We start from the raw sequence: 17,453 nt of genomic DNA, 5'->3' as shown, positions 1-17,453 counted from the left end.
GAAGATAAACTTCAATAAATATGCTTTAATCTTCAACATATTATTTAATATCAATTAGATAATTAATGTTTCACTTTAGTACTATACACAATAATTCTGAAAATACATTGTATAATGCTTTTTCATTTTAACTTTACAAAGGCTAATTATGTTCAACTATCCCGCAGTCGCTCATTTTGATGAAGAAAGTGAAACCTACGAAATTACTTATCGTGATTTTGATAATATACACGCTGTTGCTTACACGGAAGATGATATTGAGCTAGAAGCCTCTGATATTTTGCATGTTGGCCTTGAGGAGTTTCTTTCAAGTAAAATGCCTATTCCTGCTCCATCAAAAGCACAACCAGGCGATTTTATTGTTTACTTACCACTCATCAGCTGTTTGAAAATCGCGCTTCATAATGCCATGCTAGAAACTAAAACAAAAAAATCAGACCTTGCAAGAAAAATGAATTTAACTAGCGCACAAATAGAACGTCTACTTGAAATTAATCAATCATCAAAAGTTGATAGCTTAGAACAAGCTCTTTATTTATTAGGTTATGGGATTTCTGTTAGCGTTTATAAAGACACAAACTGATAATACTAAAGATAAAAATGGCTCTAATAAAAATTAGAGCCATTAGTTTATATTATTTTATAATCCACAAATCTTGTTATTAGATATTATAACTTTTTGCTTGCTAAAAATTTGGCATGATTAGTATAAATCGCAATAATATCTTCACCTCGTCCTACTAATCCTGCAACTTGGTTAACCATATCAATGTGATCTTCAGCATAATCATCCTTAATTAATTTGCCTAACCGCATACTCGTTCGACCAACTAAGCCATCATTTTGGCGCTCAATGAAAAAAGCACTTAATACACGCATTGCGGCATGAGTCGGATCCAGTAAATTACCTTTTTCACCCGCAATTAGTCCTTGAATATAACTACCAAATGAGTAGTAATGCACGCCATTAACGATTTCTTTACCTTCACCACCACGAACTTCAGGTAGCCCTTGTGGATAATTCTTATTAAATTCAGTTACATTTTCAGTTGTTAATGCTTCTAATGCAGCGATAGCATCTTGGGGATTGCCACGATTACCAGAGAATGTAGAAATAATAGTGCCAATAGCTTTCATGACTGCATCAGCAATATATTCTGGCACACTATCCTTGCGCATAATGCGTCGTACTAAATCTGCAATTTCTGAACCATGATTTACACCATTAACAGAAGTAACAGAAGCAATACTTTTAGCATGTTTTGCAGCAACATAACGACAAGCTAATGGGCCTTGGCTATGACCAATTAAATTGACTTTTTTTGCTTTCGTTTCTTTAAGAACTTTTTGCACAAATTCCCAAAGTTGTTCACCACGAACTTCATTAGAATTAAATGCAGAAAGAGATGCTGTAAAAACTTTATGACCATCCTTTTCTAATGCATCCGCGATACCATAAAAGTAAGGGTAACCGACGATATCATCAAAACCAGATAAACCATGAACTAAAATAATTGGATATGTAGTTGACATATTTTCCACTCCTTGGGGTTAAGTTAATTAATTGCTAAACATCCTATTAGCAATACTTACAACAATCGGTAAAATACAATATTTATAATATGACATCATATTTTGACACTTCATTTGTCATAAGTGATTATTAGAATAATCTAAAATTTACGATCGTAAAGCCTTATTTTTATAAATTTTATATTTTTTAATCATCATCTGAAAAAATCAACATACCTTCTATCAAACCTTCTGCTTTTTTTAACTTTTTCCCAATATATGTATCTGAACATTTTTCATGTTTTGCAAGCTCAATAAAAGTTTTTCCAAAAACATAATAATTAATAAGTAATTGATAATCTTCTGTATTATACTTCATAAGCCTTTTCATTAAATCATTGATTATATTTGCTTTATGATGAGAACATTGTTTTCGTTGCTTTATTTTTTCCGGGATAATTTCTTTTTTGTTTTTATTTAAAAAGTAAACAGCAATATGATCATTAGCAACCCATGCTCCCCACTCTTCAAGTATTTTTGAAATATTCCTCATATTAACATCCTTATTTTTTCATATGGTGATAATCGCATCCAGCAATCATTTAAAAACACCTATCTAATTATTAATAGGTATTATAAATATAATGACAAAAGTTTAATTTACAACTGGATTTAATAAAGCGATGAAATTGAATGTTGAAACTATGAGAGGATATGAAAAATCTAAATATGACTTAGCTATTTTAATTAAGAATCGGATTATCTTTAAGTTATAAAGAATTTTATTCTGTGTTTTTCTTAAAATAGCCAGCCATATGAAATATCAGCGATTACGGTAATGTTTCTTCAGGTCGTAAAGTCAGTACTTCGTATCCATTTGAAGTAACCAAAATTGTATGTTCCGACTGTGCCGATAATTTTTTATCTCTCGTTACCACAGTCCAACCATCTTTTTTAGTTTTTATTTTAGCACCACCCTGATTAATCATTGGTTCAATCGTAAAAGTCATGCCTTCTTTCAATTCAATACCTTGCCCCTTAATACCATAATGTAAGACTTGTGGTGCTTCATGCATTTCTCTACCAATGCCATGTCCGCAATATTCTCTTACAACACTATATCCATGGCTTTGTGCAAAGCTTTGAATAGCATGGCCAATATCACCTAATGTTGCTCCCGGTTTAACTTCTTTAATACCTTCCCACATTGCTTGATATGTTGTTTTAGCTAATTTGCGCGCAATAGGAGATGCCTCTGGCATAATATACATTTTACTAGAGTCGGCAATAAATCCATTCTTTTCTAATGTGATATCAACATTAATAATATCTTTACTTTTCAGTCGTTCATCCGATTTTGGTACACCATGACAGACAACTTCATTAATTGACGTATTTAACACATACTCGTAACCATACTGGCCTTTACTCGCTGGTCTTGAGTGGAGTTCATTAATAATAAAGTCTTCCACTTTATCATTGATTTCTAATGTAGAAACACCTGGTACAATAAAGTCATCAAGCATTGTAAAAACTTGTGCTAATAAACGTCCAGATTCGCGCATTAATTCAATTTCATCAGACGTTTTGATTGTTATTTTATCCATATTCCTTTCCTCTTATTCTGCTTGTTGCTTGATAGCTTCTTTTTCCAGCATTTCGTTAATAATCATTGGGAACGTTTTGTCTGGATTTAACTCTGCTTGGATACCAATTTTTATCCAAAATTCAGCCTGAGCATTAACCGAGCGAGACATTACATTGCTTGCCTTTCTTAAATACTCATGTAACTCATCAGAGATTTTTACAATACCCACGCCAATCCTTATATACAGATCATAATAAAACATATACGTTCTATAGTAGAATCAATTACCGATGCTTTCAATTGCTATTTAGTGCTGCCATAGGCATAAAATGCTCAAATAAAAAAATAAGAGTAAATAACAACCAAAACAAAAGGTCGTATTTTTTACTTTTTTTATATTTCAATACATTTATTCCAAAATGCTCAATGGTTTTTGATATTTTATTTCTTGTTATCTTAAATTAAAGATATTTATTTTTAAGTGCATTATCCTCAGAATTAGCTGAGAGACAAATTAGAAAACAAGCGTTAGTTTAATATTAATAAAACTTAGAACCGAATTTCGTATAAATACTAAGGAAAGCAATAATATGAATCCATTCAAAAAAATTACCTTACTTTCGCTATTAAGCAGTCTTTTAATATTAATCTCAGGTTGCACAACAATTGAGAGAAATTATCCCACAAGTTTAAGTGTCGCTAATGAACAAACTGAAAATAAAGCACTCTCAACAAAATGGGGAGAAAACTTATTATCTGTAACTCAGAGCATTGAGGCCCATCGATTATCACAAACACCTTCACAAACAACATCAATATATTATCAGAGCGGAGTTCCCGCTAATTCTTACTCAAAAATTACACGTATTAAAGAGAGTCCCGTACAGATATCTATCCTGACTGAATCTAGAAATATAATTCCTCTCTATTATTCACAAAATAATCAATATTTATTATATGGTAAAGAGAATGAACGTTATATTATTTTCTTACATAACACCAGTTCAAGAAAAATATATGAAGCAATCATTACTGTTGATGGATTAGATGTTATTAGCGGTACAGTAGGCTCATACGAAAATAGAGGTTACTTATTAAGATCTGGAGAAACTTTATTTATTGAAGGATTTAGGAAAAATGACCAACAAGTCGCTGCATTTCGCTTCAGTTTACCAGATGAAGGGTATGTAAATTATAATGTACAAGGTGATAAAAGAAATATAGGCGTAATAGGTGTTGCTCTTTTCGAATCAGAAGAGGGACCAGAAAAGATAATGAAAAAATGCAGCTATTTACCTAATCCTTTTCCAAAGGATAACAACTATGCACCAGATCCTTGTATTCCCTAATATTAACCATTAATTATCTCTTATAAAAAATAGTGTATTTAGTTACACTATTTTTTATTTAGAAAATATTAATTATAATTTTTATTTTTTTATGTTATTATTCCTAGAGTTTATCTTTTATTACTACATTTTCACTATTCTCATTCTCTCTATCCCTTCAAAAAAACCTCATTTTTTATTCTGTTAACAATAAAAATTTTTAGGAATTGTTATGTCTAAAAAACCATATCGCATTATATTAACAGGCGGCCCAGGTTCAGGAAAAAGTACGTTAATTAATGCACTTAAAAATAAAGGCTACTCTTGTTCTTTAGAGGCAGGTAGAGCCATTATACAAGATCAAACTCTTATCAAAGGTAATGGGCTACCATGGATCGATCCTGAAGCTTTCGCACAATTAATGCTAAGTTGGGAATTGCGTTCATGGCATGAAGCAGCCAACGCTGAAACTCCCTATTTCTATGATAGAGGACTTCCCGATATTGCAGGCTATCTGTTATTGTGTGGATTACCCATTCCCAAACATCTTAACAATGCAATAATGTTATTTCGTTATTCAACAAATGTATTTATTGCCCCACCTTGGCCTGAAATCTATACGCAGGATAAAGAAAGAAAACAAACAATTAAAGAAGCAGAGGAAACTTATTTAGCAATGCTAGAAGTTTATAAAAACTATAATTATAGTTTGATTGAGTTACCTAGATTAGCAATAGAGAGTAGAACTAATTTTATTATCAATAAGATTTAATATCAGCCAGTAAGATATTACTGGCATAGATAATAATAAATACTTAGTAAGAAGCTATAATTTTTAGATCTGGTTTCTCCCCTCGCATTATAGCCCGTTGTTGTTCATGAACTGCCTCATTAATGGCTTTTTGTTCCCCTGGCGTTCGAGTGTTTTTACCGCAAACTAATGTAGAACACACCGGGCTACCTATCCTATGACTCCCTGAATTGCCTGTACTAAAAGTCACATTATCAGTTGTACAACCTAATAATAGAAAAGATAACAATAAAGTGATTACTATGCGCATAATTTTCCGTATAAAATTAAATTATAAATTGATATGACAGTATTAATAAGCATCAAAAGTATAATGTGGCTTTTGTATCCACTTAAATTCAACTGTTTGTTTTTTTTCATTCCAAATAGGTTCAGGAACTGGCATCGTAAAGCTTATTTTTTGAATAGGCTTCATTGTTGAGTATTCATTATTTATATATTGATTATTTACTGATGATTTTGGCTCATTTAAACCAACTTTAAAAAGTTGTCCGAATTTACGATTATCTTCTTGTACCTCTAATTCAAAACGTGACTGTTTCCCTAACATAAAAACCAAGTTATTATTAACTGTGTTACTATCAATGCGAGAATTATCAACTTCAGGATTATCAATATGTATATCAGAAAACTTAGCTTGAGCTACTTTGCTAGAGCTACATCCAGCGATAATGAATATAGAAAATAATAAAAATAAAGGATAATGCATAATATAAATATCAATAAGAAATAGGAATAAATAATTATTCCATAAAAAACATTTACTAACAAAATAATTTTCATTAATTATATAAAAAAAGAAAAATAGTCTTATAAAATAAAAACCAATAAATAATCGAGCTAAAAATAAAGCAATAAATAAAATTTTATAACCACATAAGTAAAATTAACAATAGACCCATATAAATTCATTTTTTATATGGTTCAATTTAATCTATATTAATTACATATACTTCTTGGGTAATATAACCACCTAATTAACCTGAATATAATTTCAAAAATATAAAAAATATCAGTAAAAGTATTTTTATTAAAAAATAGACTCAAATTATATTGTTTTTATCTATTCGTGTAATTTTAAAAGAGGAAGGTAATAAAAACCAAGATATAATTAATTATTTAAAATTTAAAAAATAAAAAATAAAAAAGCCTTATAATTATTAAAAAATATAAGGCTTATAATGCGCAGTATACTTTATTGACCTGCTGATATTTTCTTCATTTGTTCTAAAGAATCTAATGCTTGCTTACAAGTACTTTCTTGAACATCTGTAGGTAATGCTGCAAATTGTTCTTTCGCCTGAGCATACTGTGCTTTCATTGCTTCAGCTTGAGCTTTAGTTGCATCATTTTTTGCCATTAACTCAACATAAGAGTCTGTTTCTTTAAAATAGTCTTCACATGCTTTAGATAAATCAGCAGAAACAGCAACAGAAGAGATTGATAATAAACCCAATGCTAAAATAAGCTTTTTCATAAATATCCTTTAAGTATTGTTAACAGTTAGAAAGTAATTTCTATTATTTTTCTTAAGTCGGCATTATCTCAAAAAATAGTAAAATGGGGATAAGTATTATCTTAATTAAAAAATAAAGTTTCATCTAATAATGATTAGAATAATAAATAAAATCAAAATATGATAATTGAAAATTAGCTTGTCACTTTTAGCATTAACTCTATATGTTAAATTATTCCTTTTAAATTAATGTGTTATTCTTATTAATTAAGAATTTAATTTTTTAATCATAAAGCTCGTATAAAAATAATGCTCGATAAAATAATACCCACAAAAAAATATAGGTAAAAATAATAATTGATAAGATAGACTGGTACGCTTGCGATAACTTTCATTATGATCTTCTACTTGAAAATGGAATTAAAGAACTAGGAATGTTACGTAAGAGATCAATAAATAGGTTTACATTTCTTACCCAAGCTTATGACGAAAACTTATTGACGACATTTAAATAATGAAGGATACCCTTTCTCACCGTACTATTACGGATCAGAAAATGATAAGTTTTTCAAAAAGATCGAAAATATTTTAGTTCAAAAACTCCCATCTTCTTATTATGTCAAAAAACCCATAGGTAATTATCAAAATTTTTATTCTTAATTACAAATACATATGAAACACAAAAAATAAAGTAAATTGGTTTTAATTATTTCTGTATCAATTTAAAATTTAACTCTCACAACAATTATATACAACAATTTATTTAATTTATTATTAACTTATTGCTAATTAAATTAACATTTAAACTTTTAAATTTTGTTTTTATATGGTTTATTAATTTTGCCGTGATCTATATAAAAGAATCATGCTTCATTCTTATATATAGTTGCCCGTACTTAATAGGTTCTATTAGTCAGGGGGTTACCCCACCAACGGAGGCATTTAATGTCTATAAAATGGGTTTTAATTATATCTGGAATTGCTATTGGTGCTATCGCTTTACTTCTTGGTATTAACGGAAATCCCCCTAATATGGGTGTTTGTGTTGCTTGCTTTATTCGTGACAGTGCGGGCAGCATGGGATTACATAATACTGAAACAGTACAATATCTTCGTCCTGAAATATTCGGTTTTATTCTCGGTTCATTTGTAGCTGCTTTACTATTCAAAGAGTTTCAATCAAAAGCTGGATCAGCGCCAATTATTCGTTTTACATTGGGCTTTTTAATGATGGTCGGTTGCTTAGTTTTCTTAGGTTGTCCATTAAGAATGGTACTTCGTATTGGTGCGGGAGATTTAAACGCAGTAATAGGATTAGTTGGATTAATAATCGGAATTGGTATCGGAAGCTTATTCATAAAAAAAGGATTTTCCCTTCCCAGAAATTATCGACAATCTCCTGTAGAAGGTTTTATTTTACCAGTTATATGCGTATTCCTGTTTGCTTTATTCTTATGGAATAGTGATATTTTTAATTCCAGTGTGAAAGGCCCTGGCGCAAGTCATGCTCCAATATGGATGTCTATTATTGCAGGACTTATTATTGGCTTTATTATTCAACGAACTCGGTTTTGTTTTATTGGAATGGCAAAACATGTCTTTTTATCACGTAACTATAATATGGCGCTTGGGGTAATCGCATTAACACTTGTTGTACTCTTAGGTAATCTCTACTTAGGCAAATTTAATCTTGGGTTTGAAAATCAACCAATTGCTCATAGTGATGGACTATGGAATTTTCTCTCTATGGTGCTTGTAGGCCTTTGTGGTGTATTTATTACTGGTTGTCCATTACGCCAACTTGCCAATGCAGGACAAGGCAATTCCGATGCTGCAATTAGTGTATTAGGTATGTTAGTAGGTGCTGCTTTTGCTCATAATTTCTCTTATGCCTCAAGCCCCGCAGGTGTTACAGATAATGGCAAACTCGTTGTTATTATTGGTCTATTGGTTACATTCATTGTTGGTGTTATTTATACTTATGCCGCAAATAAAATAAACCACCATGAGACTAATAAAAATGACGCATAATTATTTATTTCTTTTTCATGAACAATATGCGGTCAAGAAACTTCACCATCAACTCCAAAAGGATAATTTTTTCTCAAGCATAATTGATGCACCAAGAAAATTATCTTCTGAGTGTGAATTAGCAGTATCTGTTTATTTTTCTAATAATGAAACTTATAAGCATTATATTAATGATAACATTAGAGTTATTTATAAAATAAATTCAGATCAATTTGATGTCCTATGGAAAGATAAAACTTGAAGTAAGATATTATTGAAACCTCAACAATGAAAGGCTACATGAGTAGCCTTTCATTAATCAAATAAATTTAGTGATTATACTTATTGTATTATTCAAATATAAAAAACCACCCAGATTTACAAAGGATGGTTTCAATATTTTAACTATTTATAAAATAATAATTTGCTATTCTTCTTCTGGTGGATTTTTGAGGATCTGATGAATTTCCTCTTTTAGTCTTAATTTTTGTTTTTTTAACTCTACAACTTCTTCACCATACCCTCTTCTATCCTTATGTTCCAATCTTACTATTTTATGGTCAAGTTCATTGTGTTGATCAAAAAGAGCGCGAAAATGAGGGTCTGTTTGGCGAAGCTTTGAAATTAAATCACGATATTCTGGAAACATAAATAGCTACCTTCCTTATTAATTGTGAATTAAGTACTATTTTAAGTCTTACTCAAACTGATTAACCTGTCATTGTCTTTATGTTAAAAATAAGACTAACATCAATTAATATTTCTAATTTAAAAATTACTAAGTATTTTTATATTAAACACTTTAATTATGATTTTTATACGTAATGCATTGAGTTATATGGCTTTATAAAGCTACTTATACTTAAGCAAATAAAAAGGAACAATACTTAGTTAATTTTTCCTATTCTGACCAAACATCTTCATAACCATCTCTATCAATAATAAAGTTATATCCTTCAGGGAGATAAAGATATTTCATTACCTCAGGTAACACTGTGTTTAAATGTTCTGTATGTAATGCCTGGTAAAAATCATCTCTTTTACAATATTCGCCACAATAAAAAAACCAACTTATCGTACCATCTTTAGATCTTTTTATACGTGTTCCATAGATAGGCGTTAAATTTAAGGTATCTAAAGCAATTGCTACCATCTCTTCCGGGTTTTCAGGTAAGACACCATATTTTTTGCATACGCTTTTTTGTTGTTCAACAATATGTAATATCTTGTTTTTATTTATCATCATATTCCAAAATTAAAAATGAGCTCAGTTAAAGCACTTTCCCCAGACAGGATTATAACGAGTTTGCTACTATGCACCTAACACCATAAAAACGAGCATTAATTTATTCAAACAGCTAGATACAAAAAACAGATAAATTCAAACAGAAAAGAATAAAAAAACACCAATTCACCTTAAAACTAGACAAAAAGCAGTATCACCGCATTTTTTGTTGAAAAAAAAGCACTTATTGTTAACTCATAAAATATAAATTCTCTATATTTGTAGTGATCTCTAATAGTTATTTATACCCATCTATTTGAGTCACTAAGCCCAATGCCGCCACATTGGGCTTTTTTATGAAGAATAGATCGATATTATTTTTCATTACAATAGCTTCAAACCTCTTTAAGTTTGTTCAAAAATACTAAACTGTAAAATCAATGGGTTTAATCAAAAATGTTTTAATTTTATATGATTTGAACAGTTTCCAGTAACCCTTAAATTTATACTAAAAATAGTAAAGTGGTTATTGCCGACCAACTCCTTTTTTACCGGCATCAATAACTATTTATTAGGTAAAAGATCCTGCTCTTGTAATTTAGAAAGTGCTAACTCTTTCATCCAATCTGCAAGTAGTGGCGCTGTTTTTATTGAATCCAATAATGCACGCTCTTTTTTTGTTAAACGAATAATAATAACTTCTGTTTTCATTGTAGACATAATAATTCCCCATTTATAAAAGAGAAAATATTGGCACAAAATAGTAACAGAAAGGTCTGACTTACACGGTTTTACAAAATCATCATTTAAAGATAATTAGTAATACGTTATCGATAGGACATTGGCAATATAGTTCATTGTTTATTTTTAGAAAAAACATTAACATACTTATGATAAATTAGAAAATAGATAGGTATTATTCATGTTTCTAAATCCCAAAAGAACCGTAAAAGCCAATGTAAGAAAAAGAAACTCCATTTTTCCTGGTTTGGGAACTACATACAGTATTAGTCTTTCTGATGATGGGCCATCACCACAAGAAATTCAAAAAATAGAATTTAATAAATTTGCAGATAAAGCTATTGATGAAGTCACTACAATGATCGGTTGTTTTGAAAGATCAGAGAAAAAAAGTAAAAGCCCCAACTCTGATAAATCTTTGCATTATGAGAAATTAGACAATGAGTTTCTCAGGCTTACTGTTTCATTTTTTCAAATTATTCAAGAAATTAGATATTCTGGTGACACTAGTCAACATGCAAAGAATAGAATTACCACCTCATTATTTGGGATAACACGCTGGCTAGATAATAAATATCCATCATGGAATAGTGAAAGAGCTGAAGTAGAAAGAAATAGTAAAGAAATTGAGAAAAGAGTTAAAAAAGAATTCAAAGCAAAAAGGTTTTATAAAACAAAATTTGCCATTTTAGCAGTTGCCACTTTTTGGGTTCCCTTTGTTTTTTGCTGGTTTTCTCTACAAAAAAAATATCCTAAATGGTTCAAAGTCATCAGTTTCTTATGGGCTATATTTGTTGCTCTTTTAGTATACAGAACACCTAAAATATAATAACTAGCTATTATATTACTCTCTTATCTTTATCTTATGGTGTTTCTTTTAAAATAAAAAATACCATAAGTCAAATAACCCACCTAAGATATATTATTATATATATTAAATAATTATATTTTTCTTTAATAGATTTCACCTTAAGAAAGATTATATTCTAAATATATTTTTTTAAGGTTATTTAAATTGATAAATAAAGCAAACAATATGATCATTAAGAATAATTTAATAGTTATTACACAATAAAAAATAAAAAGGTTATTTTTCATGATACTGAATAAACATTTTAGTAAAAATATTATTACTATTAGTCTTTTATCTTTCTTCGCTAATTCGGTTTATGCCAAAGAAAATAGTACAACGGACGGTCATCTCTCTAATAATGAAATTACATCTAATTCGACTTATAGCAATAAAACAAATCTTTATATAGATACAAACCACAAAATTCAAAATATTACTCTTGAAGATGAGGCAGTATTACGAATGAACGGCGACAGTCTAGCAATAGATACAATTATTAAAGATGATGCCAATATTAGTATGTATGCTCATGGTATAAAAGATGTGGGTATTCCCACGATTAAAGATACTATAATAACAGGTACAAGTAATATTGATATGAACGCAAATTCATCATCTATAGGCAAATTATTTATAGATAAAAATGCCAAATTATATATTGATAACATTGATTCTGAAACTACTGATGTATCCAAAAATGATCCTGTTCCTTCAGCTAACATCTTTATAGAAAATTTAACACTAGCAGGTAAAACATATATTGCACCTACATGGAACGAAATTTATGGTGATGATGGTGATGCCCCGAGACCAGAAAAATCAGGCCCAGAATTAATTACTCATATTAACAATTTAGAGATGCAAGCTAGTAGCCAATTAGAAATGGGTCATTATGCTTCTGGCATGCAATTTAATCGACTTGAATTAAAAACACTCGCTGGTGAAGGTACTTTTATTTTAAGTAGTAGCTTAGCTGATGGTTTAAGCGATAATATTTATATTTCAGATCATGCAACTGGATATTTCGGTTTAAAAATAAATGATATCGGAGAAGAAATATATGACCCTAAAAATGTTCAATTAGTTTATGTGAATAGTGGTGATGCTAATTTTAATTTATTAAATAAAGGTGGTAATGTTGAAATTGGTGTTTGGAAATATAAATTAAATAGCAAGACTAATGATGGTCATACAGAATGGTATCTTGTAGGTGGAAAAACTGGTGAACCGGATATTTCTAAACAGCCTGATACCTCCAAACAGCCTGATACCTCTAAACAGCCTGACACCTCTAAACAGCCTGACACCTCTAAACAGCCAGACACCTCTAAACAACCTGATACCTCTAAACAACCTGACACATCTAAACAGCCTGACACCTCTAAACAACCTGATACCTCTAAACAACCTGATACCTCTAAACAACCTGACACCTCTAAACAGCCTGACACCTCTAAACAGCCTGACACCTCTAAACAGCCTAGTATTAGTCAGCCTGTATTAAGTAATAGTGCTCAAGCCGTTATTAACATGGCCTCAGCACCGCAACATATATTAAGTGTTGAGACGAGCAATTTACGTCAAAGAATGGGTTTCTTACATGAGAATAACAATGATCTCGGTGTGTGGGTTCGCTATTTAAATGATAATTCTCATTTGAACGATAAAGGTTATAGTCAATTTCATTCAAATTTAAATGGAATGCAAATTGGTATAGATAAGAAAATAGCTATAAATAATGATCAATTGTTATTTGGTTTAATGACTTCTTATACTAAGAGTAAAATCAAATTTGATAATATTAATAATGGTGATATTAACAGCTATGGTGGTGGTATTTATTTAACTTGGCTTGATCATTCTGGCTTTTATGTAGACTCTTTATTTAAAATTAATCATCTTCATAGTGAAATCAATACTAATATGAATGAAGGAAGAAGAGTTAAAGGGAATTACAATCAACATGCAGTTACAGCATCAACAGAAATAGGTTATCCTATTGATTTTTCCAATAAATTAACTTTCACACCATACAGTCAGGTCATTTATTCTCATGTTAGTAAATCACATTATTTATTAGATAATGGAATGAAAGCAAACATCCACAATGCTGATAGCTTAAAGAATGAATTAGGAACTATATTAGAAAGCAATTTACTTATTGCAAACCATAGTGTTAAGCCTTATATAAAAGCAGCTATATCTCGTGAATTCATAAAAAATAATGAAATAGAAATTAATAATATATCATTTGATAGTCATTATTCTGGAAATGTTGGTAAATATGGTGCTGGCTTAACAACTAGCATAGGTAATGATGCTCTTTTCTATACAGAAATAAACTATCAAAATGGAAATAAAATAGAAACTCCAATATATATAACAGCAGGATTTAGAATGAATTTTTAACAATTTTATTTTATAAACCCAATACATAAAAAAACCTCATAAATTTTAATATGAGGTTTATATTTTAGCTTATTATTAGTATGTTTTGGCAGATATTAACTCAAAACCAAAAGTATTCGTTTTCTTAAAAATTACTGCATTCCCAGTTTCATAAATATTGCCATGAATAATTTTATTACAAACCTTTATTTCACCTTCATTCTCATCATTTACTTTTATACCTGAGCATGACCTTCTTCCTTCAACATATGAATAATTAGATTTATAACTACTTACTTCTCCACCAGTAAAATAAACGATATTAGAAAGTATAAAATATTGAATAAAAAATATAATCATAATTAGTGCTAAAGGATAAAATAATATTTTTTTTGCTGTCTTATTAAAAGTTTGTTTTTTATATATGAAAAAAAAGCATACTATAGAAATAATAACAGAAAATACTAATGCCATTTTAATTGATACTATTGAAACTATAACGTACTCTTTAATTTCAAACTTCCAATAGAAAAACACAGCTATGATAAATAAAATTAAAAATGTGTAACTGAATAGCTGAGTATATGAATATTTTTTCATATCAATCCTAATCTATTTATTATAAATACAATACTAGTTTTTATATAGCGAAACATTCTATATCAATCTAAAAGCATTAGATTTATAATCTAAGCAAAGTTAACACCACATTATATGATTAACTCACCATTAAATGTATACGTACAACAAGAACAATAGATAGGAATACTTCCTTTATCAAATAATGGATTTACTTTTTGTAAATATCCTTTATTATCAATATATAGTTGTGAATAATATGAACTATCACCGATCCGAACATATTCACGTTTTTCAGTATTATCTAAGGAAACCATCCAATATATTGGTTCTGTTTTATCTAAACGATTAACCACTTCACTAAAAATATCATTCCATAAACGACCTACTTTACTTAATAAAAATTGGAATAATGGTGTATAGTCATAACCTCTATTTACCTTTCCTTTCATTGATAAACGAGCGATGGAAAGCTCATTGATTTTATTATATTTTGTTCTTTCCCATTTATACTTTCCACCAGCATGATGTTCACAAGGGTGAATTCGTGTTGTTGTATTTTGTTTTCTGTATAATGGTTTTTTACCATATTTCATAAATCACCTATATAAATCTTTCTTATTCGTCAAATGTTTTTAAGTAATTTATGTTCTATACTAATTTTCTTTCGCTGACTTAAAAAGTAATTTTTTTATTATATTTTAATACCATTAATTAAAATTTACTTAACACTACCATAAGTTAATTTTTTATAGTTAAATTTTTTATTGGCTCATTTATAAATATAAAATACTAATACAACTTAAATGGGAAATACCATAAAAAAACCCCGCCGAAGCGAGGTTTTGTATATTCAACTATTTAATGCTTAACTCATTTGTGCTGTCATCACACTTTTGCAAAAGATACATTTTGCGCCGTGTGGATTATTCACTGTGACATCAAATTGTGATGTTCTATATTGTGAACTGCTACAACAAGGGCATTTAAAATAGAGGCGAATAGTAATAGCGCCTTTAGAGACCCACCACGTTGCCTGCTGCTGGGCCTTTCATACCATTTTCCATGGTGAATGAAACTTGTTGGCCTTCCGCTAATGTTTTGAAGTTATCACTTTGGATTGCAGAGAAATGTACGAATACATCTTTGCTGCCATCAGCTGGAGTAATAAAACCAAAACCTTTACCTTCATCGAACCATTTTACTGTACCAGTCATTGTATTAGACATAGAATTTCCTTTAATTTATTTAATTTGCCATAAGGCATAGGCGGTTTGTTTTGTATTTTTACTTATGGGAATTAATTAGAAGGAATTCGCAGTGAAGTGGTATCAAGGATAACGCTAAATGGGAACAACTTTAAACTTACTAACATAAATAGGCCTGTACTTCCAAACCAGTGACGCTATTAAGCCATAGAAAAAATCAGATAGCAAACTTTATTTTGAGAACAATATTTTTTATATTGAATATCCTCTTATAATTTTTTATTTAATCAATGTATAAACATGGTCATCAAAAGTAACATCACCTATAACATAATTATCTTTTAGAACTTGAGTAAGAATGAAACCATTTTTTTCTAAAACTCGTTCAGATGCTATATTTCCTGCAGTAACAATCGCTTGAAAATTTTTCAAACTAGCTAATTCAGGTAAATTTAATAATTGAGCTAAAGATTTTGTCCCTATAGACTTTCCTGTTTGTTCTGGAGATAGTATATAACCAATCTCTCCAATTAACTCTCCATCTTGATGAATAAGTCTTAATCCTGTTAAACCCAAAGGAGTGGTGTTTGTTTTATCATAGATAACAAAACATAACCAATGCAAAGATGACAAATTCCATTCAGGTAAACGACTATTAAATGCTTCTTTGATCTGCTCCTCAGTCATTGTATTTGAGATAAACTGCATAGCCTTTTCTGAATCATATAATTCTTTAAAAAAAGGCCAATCATCTTCAGTTATTTTCTTAAATATAAACTCCATAAATATCCTTAATAAATAAAATATTTTATATTATTATAAACTTCCACATGCTAAATCTTCAATAAATACTAAATAAATTCAGCAGTACATTTTGATAATTCATTCTCTAGCCATTGTAAAAAATATTGTGTCATCAAACCTAGTTCACTTTCATGATGAATAAGACATGACCAAACATTTCCTTTAATAGAATGTTTTGAAAGTGAACTGATTTTTTTATCTTTTTTAACTTGAAGTGTAAGTAGTTGACTTACCAAACCGATCCCTAACCCTTGGCAAATAGCATCTAATAATAGGCTTGGGTCTGAAAAATTAATTCCATTTAGTTGTTGCCCTACCGATTCGCCCCCCTGCAATGTCCAGTTACTCCAATCCATAATTCCTTCTCCATGTAAGGTTAACCTTTTCTGAGTATTGAGTAGAATTGGATTACATGCAGGATAAAGCTTATCGTAATAAAGTTCTTTATAAATACATTCTTTTTGTGCCGATATATCATCACGTATAGCAATATCAATTGTCTCTATTGCCATATCTGGTACTGCATAAGTAGTAAAAAGCCAAATATCTATTTCAGGGTATTTTTGATGAAATAAATCAAGACGAGGTAATAACCAATAACAAGCAAATGCGGGTGTAGTGTTAACAATCAATTGATTTGATTTTTTATATTGATCTAAACGACGTACACCAACAGCTAATTGCTGTAAGACATCTTGGGTACTATTGTAAAAGTCCACTCCAGCATCAGTTAATGTGACGCTTATACCTTCTCGAAAGAATAATGGTTGTTCAAGATAACTTTCCAAGCTTCTTATTTGCTGGCTAACAGCTGATTGAGTGATATTCAATTCTATTGCGACTTTATGAAAGCTACCAAGTCGAGCTGCAGATTCAAACCCTCGTAATGCATTTAGTGGTGGCCAATATTTTAACATCGCTGATAAGTCTATCTAATCAATTGTACGCTA

General features: G+C 29.8%; 22 protein-coding genes. 7 read left to right on the top strand and 15 right to left on the bottom strand.

What is annotated here, in order from left to right; all coding sequences use genetic code 11:
* Positions 1–148 precede the first annotated feature (148 nt).
* Positions 149–583: a hypothetical protein gene (locus tag LW139_RS08715; protein ID WP_109408630.1), complete on the top strand. Its 435-nt coding sequence runs from the start codon at positions 149–151 to the stop codon at positions 581–583.
* A gap of 86 nt (positions 584–669) precedes the next feature.
* Here the strand turns inward: LW139_RS08715 and LW139_RS08710 are convergent, their stop codons facing one another.
* From LW139_RS08710 to LW139_RS08695, 4 genes are all read right to left on the bottom strand, one after another.
* Positions 670–1,533 (bottom strand): lipase family alpha/beta hydrolase, encoded by an 864-nt coding sequence (locus LW139_RS08710; RefSeq protein ID WP_166541403.1) that lies wholly within the window; start codon positions 1,531–1,533, stop codon positions 670–672.
* A 187-nt stretch (positions 1,534–1,720) separates the two neighbouring features.
* Positions 1,721–2,065 (bottom strand): antiterminator Q family protein, encoded by a 345-nt coding sequence (locus LW139_RS08705; protein WP_166541404.1) that lies wholly within the window; start codon positions 2,063–2,065, stop codon positions 1,721–1,723.
* A 277-nt stretch (positions 2,066–2,342) separates the two neighbouring features.
* Positions 2,343–3,119, bottom strand: coding sequence for a type I methionyl aminopeptidase (map, locus tag LW139_RS08700; RefSeq protein ID WP_109408627.1), 777 nt, complete (start codon positions 3,117–3,119; stop codon positions 2,343–2,345).
* Positions 3,120–3,131: 12 nt separating this feature from the next.
* A complete protein-coding gene (locus tag LW139_RS08695) occupies positions 3,132–3,329 on the bottom strand; it encodes a ParD-like family protein (RefSeq protein WP_036937502.1) in 198 nt (65 codons plus the stop codon).
* A gap of 361 nt (positions 3,330–3,690) precedes the next feature.
* Between LW139_RS08695 and LW139_RS08690 the strand changes: the two genes are divergently transcribed.
* Both LW139_RS08690 and LW139_RS08685 read left to right on the top strand, forming a co-directional pair.
* Positions 3,691–4,449 carry a hypothetical protein gene (locus LW139_RS08690; protein ID WP_247851070.1) on the top strand — a complete coding sequence of 253 codons (759 nt, stop codon included), beginning with the start codon at positions 3,691–3,693 and terminating at the stop codon, positions 4,447–4,449.
* Between the two features lie 211 nt (positions 4,450–4,660).
* Positions 4,661–5,200, top strand: a complete 540-nt coding sequence (locus LW139_RS08685) for an AAA family ATPase (RefSeq protein WP_109408625.1) — start codon at positions 4,661–4,663, stop codon at positions 5,198–5,200.
* A gap of 331 nt (positions 5,201–5,531) precedes the next feature.
* On the opposite strand, the gene LW139_RS08680 is transcribed toward LW139_RS08685, so the two are convergent.
* On the bottom strand, positions 5,532–5,948 hold the full coding sequence (locus LW139_RS08680; protein WP_247851069.1) for a hypothetical protein: 417 nt from the start codon (positions 5,946–5,948) through the stop codon (positions 5,532–5,534).
* 486 nt (positions 5,949–6,434) lie between these two features.
* On the bottom strand, positions 6,435–6,716 hold the full coding sequence (locus LW139_RS08675) for a DUF5339 domain-containing protein (protein ID WP_247851068.1): 282 nt from the start codon (positions 6,714–6,716) through the stop codon (positions 6,435–6,437).
* A gap of 924 nt (positions 6,717–7,640) precedes the next feature.
* Here LW139_RS08675 and yedE point away from each other — a divergent pair.
* Both yedE and LW139_RS08665 read left to right on the top strand, forming a co-directional pair.
* On the top strand, positions 7,641–8,726 hold the full coding sequence (gene yedE / locus LW139_RS08670; protein ID WP_166541406.1) for a YedE family putative selenium transporter: 1,086 nt from the start codon (positions 7,641–7,643) through the stop codon (positions 8,724–8,726).
* Positions 8,716–8,967 carry a putative Se/S carrier-like protein gene (locus tag LW139_RS08665; protein ID WP_109408620.1) on the top strand — a complete coding sequence of 84 codons (252 nt, stop codon included), beginning with the start codon at positions 8,716–8,718 and terminating at the stop codon, positions 8,965–8,967. The genes yedE and LW139_RS08665 overlap by 11 nt, the downstream gene beginning before the upstream one ends.
* Positions 8,968–9,132: 165 nt before the next feature.
* On the opposite strand, the gene LW139_RS08660 is transcribed toward LW139_RS08665, so the two are convergent.
* The 3 genes from LW139_RS08660 to LW139_RS08650 form a co-directional block, all read right to left on the bottom strand.
* On the bottom strand, positions 9,133–9,354 hold the full coding sequence (locus LW139_RS08660; protein ID WP_072070432.1) for a YdcH family protein: 222 nt from the start codon (positions 9,352–9,354) through the stop codon (positions 9,133–9,135).
* A gap of 252 nt (positions 9,355–9,606) precedes the next feature.
* Complete coding sequence (locus LW139_RS08655) at positions 9,607–9,948, bottom strand: immunity protein Imm33 domain-containing protein (protein WP_247851067.1); 342 nt, start codon at positions 9,946–9,948, stop codon at positions 9,607–9,609.
* A 546-nt stretch (positions 9,949–10,494) separates the two neighbouring features.
* On the bottom strand, positions 10,495–10,650 hold the full coding sequence (locus tag LW139_RS08650) for a hypothetical protein (RefSeq protein ID WP_166541409.1): 156 nt from the start codon (positions 10,648–10,650) through the stop codon (positions 10,495–10,497).
* A gap of 202 nt (positions 10,651–10,852) precedes the next feature.
* On the opposite strand from LW139_RS08650, the gene LW139_RS08645 reads away from it, so the two are divergent.
* Positions 10,853–11,500 carry a hypothetical protein gene (locus LW139_RS08645; protein ID WP_247851066.1) on the top strand — a complete coding sequence of 216 codons (648 nt, stop codon included), beginning with the start codon at positions 10,853–10,855 and terminating at the stop codon, positions 11,498–11,500.
* A gap of 267 nt (positions 11,501–11,767) precedes the next feature.
* Positions 11,768–13,933, top strand: coding sequence for an autotransporter outer membrane beta-barrel domain-containing protein (locus LW139_RS08640; RefSeq protein ID WP_247851065.1), 2,166 nt, complete (start codon positions 11,768–11,770; stop codon positions 13,931–13,933).
* A 75-nt stretch (positions 13,934–14,008) separates the two neighbouring features.
* On the opposite strand, the gene LW139_RS08635 is transcribed toward LW139_RS08640, so the two are convergent.
* From LW139_RS08635 to LW139_RS08610, 6 genes are all read right to left on the bottom strand, one after another.
* Positions 14,009–14,512: a hypothetical protein gene (locus LW139_RS08635; protein ID WP_166541413.1), complete on the bottom strand. Its 504-nt coding sequence runs from the start codon at positions 14,510–14,512 to the stop codon at positions 14,009–14,011.
* A gap of 110 nt (positions 14,513–14,622) precedes the next feature.
* The gene (locus tag LW139_RS08630; protein WP_109408615.1) at positions 14,623–15,087 is read right to left on the bottom strand and encodes a hypothetical protein; all 465 of its coding nucleotides are present in this window, start codon (positions 15,085–15,087) and stop codon (positions 14,623–14,625) included.
* A 272-nt stretch (positions 15,088–15,359) separates the two neighbouring features.
* Complete coding sequence (locus LW139_RS08625; protein WP_419894627.1) at positions 15,360–15,500, bottom strand: hypothetical protein; 141 nt, start codon at positions 15,498–15,500, stop codon at positions 15,360–15,362.
* 7 nt (positions 15,501–15,507) lie between these two features.
* Entirely contained in the window at positions 15,508–15,720 is a 213-nt protein-coding gene (gene cspE, locus LW139_RS08620) for a transcription antiterminator/RNA stability regulator CspE (RefSeq protein ID WP_166541414.1), read from the bottom strand.
* Positions 15,721–15,978: 258 nt separating this feature from the next.
* Positions 15,979–16,482: a GNAT family N-acetyltransferase gene (locus tag LW139_RS08615; RefSeq protein ID WP_247851064.1), complete on the bottom strand. Its 504-nt coding sequence runs from the start codon at positions 16,480–16,482 to the stop codon at positions 15,979–15,981.
* Between the two features lie 68 nt (positions 16,483–16,550).
* On the bottom strand, positions 16,551–17,420 hold the full coding sequence (locus LW139_RS08610; protein WP_247851063.1) for a LysR family transcriptional regulator: 870 nt from the start codon (positions 17,418–17,420) through the stop codon (positions 16,551–16,553).
* Positions 17,421–17,453 lie beyond the last annotated feature (33 nt).

It is taken from the genome of Proteus vulgaris, from assembly GCF_023100685.1.
Classification (GTDB): Bacteria; Pseudomonadota; Gammaproteobacteria; order Enterobacterales; family Enterobacteriaceae; genus Proteus.
Note: the sequence above shows the minus strand (reverse complement) of the source record. Positions and strands in the feature narration are given on the sequence as shown.

Excerpts from the sequence above, each read along its gene's own strand:
- LW139_RS08715 (WP_109408630.1), top strand. The coding sequence starts at position 149 with ATGTTCAACTATCCCGCAGTCGCTCATTTTGATGAAGAAAGTGAAACC.
- LW139_RS08710 (WP_166541403.1), bottom strand. The coding sequence starts at position 1,533 with ATGTCAACTACATATCCAATTATTTTAGTTCATGGTTTATCTGGTTTT.
- LW139_RS08705 (WP_166541404.1), bottom strand. The coding sequence starts at position 2,065 with ATGAGGAATATTTCAAAAATACTTGAAGAGTGGGGAGCATGGGTTGCT.
- map (WP_109408627.1), bottom strand. The coding sequence starts at position 3,119 with ATGGATAAAATAACAATCAAAACGTCTGATGAAATTGAATTAATGCGC.
- LW139_RS08690 (WP_247851070.1), top strand. The coding sequence starts at position 3,691 with ATGAATCCATTCAAAAAAATTACCTTACTTTCGCTATTAAGCAGTCTT.
- LW139_RS08685 (WP_109408625.1), top strand. The coding sequence starts at position 4,661 with ATGTCTAAAAAACCATATCGCATTATATTAACAGGCGGCCCAGGTTCA.
- LW139_RS08680 (WP_247851069.1), bottom strand. The coding sequence starts at position 5,948 with ATGCATTATCCTTTATTTTTATTATTTTCTATATTCATTATCGCTGGA.
- LW139_RS08675 (WP_247851068.1), bottom strand. The coding sequence starts at position 6,716 with ATGAAAAAGCTTATTTTAGCATTGGGTTTATTATCAATCTCTTCTGTT.
- yedE (WP_166541406.1), top strand. The coding sequence starts at position 7,641 with ATGTCTATAAAATGGGTTTTAATTATATCTGGAATTGCTATTGGTGCT.
- LW139_RS08665 (WP_109408620.1), top strand. The coding sequence starts at position 8,716 with ATGACGCATAATTATTTATTTCTTTTTCATGAACAATATGCGGTCAAG.
- LW139_RS08660 (WP_072070432.1), bottom strand. The coding sequence starts at position 9,354 with ATGTTTCCAGAATATCGTGATTTAATTTCAAAGCTTCGCCAAACAGAC.
- LW139_RS08655 (WP_247851067.1), bottom strand. The coding sequence starts at position 9,948 with ATGATAAATAAAAACAAGATATTACATATTGTTGAACAACAAAAAAGC.
- LW139_RS08650 (WP_166541409.1), bottom strand. The coding sequence starts at position 10,650 with ATGTCTACAATGAAAACAGAAGTTATTATTATTCGTTTAACAAAAAAA.
- LW139_RS08645 (WP_247851066.1), top strand. The coding sequence starts at position 10,853 with ATGTTTCTAAATCCCAAAAGAACCGTAAAAGCCAATGTAAGAAAAAGA.
- LW139_RS08640 (WP_247851065.1), top strand. The coding sequence starts at position 11,768 with ATGATACTGAATAAACATTTTAGTAAAAATATTATTACTATTAGTCTT.
- LW139_RS08635 (WP_166541413.1), bottom strand. The coding sequence starts at position 14,512 with ATGAAAAAATATTCATATACTCAGCTATTCAGTTACACATTTTTAATT.
- LW139_RS08630 (WP_109408615.1), bottom strand. The coding sequence starts at position 15,087 with ATGAAATATGGTAAAAAACCATTATACAGAAAACAAAATACAACAACA.
- cspE (WP_166541414.1), bottom strand. The coding sequence starts at position 15,720 with ATGTCTAATACAATGACTGGTACAGTAAAATGGTTCGATGAAGGTAAA.
- LW139_RS08615 (WP_247851064.1), bottom strand. The coding sequence starts at position 16,482 with ATGGAGTTTATATTTAAGAAAATAACTGAAGATGATTGGCCTTTTTTT.
- LW139_RS08610 (WP_247851063.1), bottom strand. The coding sequence starts at position 17,420 with ATGTTAAAATATTGGCCACCACTAAATGCATTACGAGGGTTTGAATCT.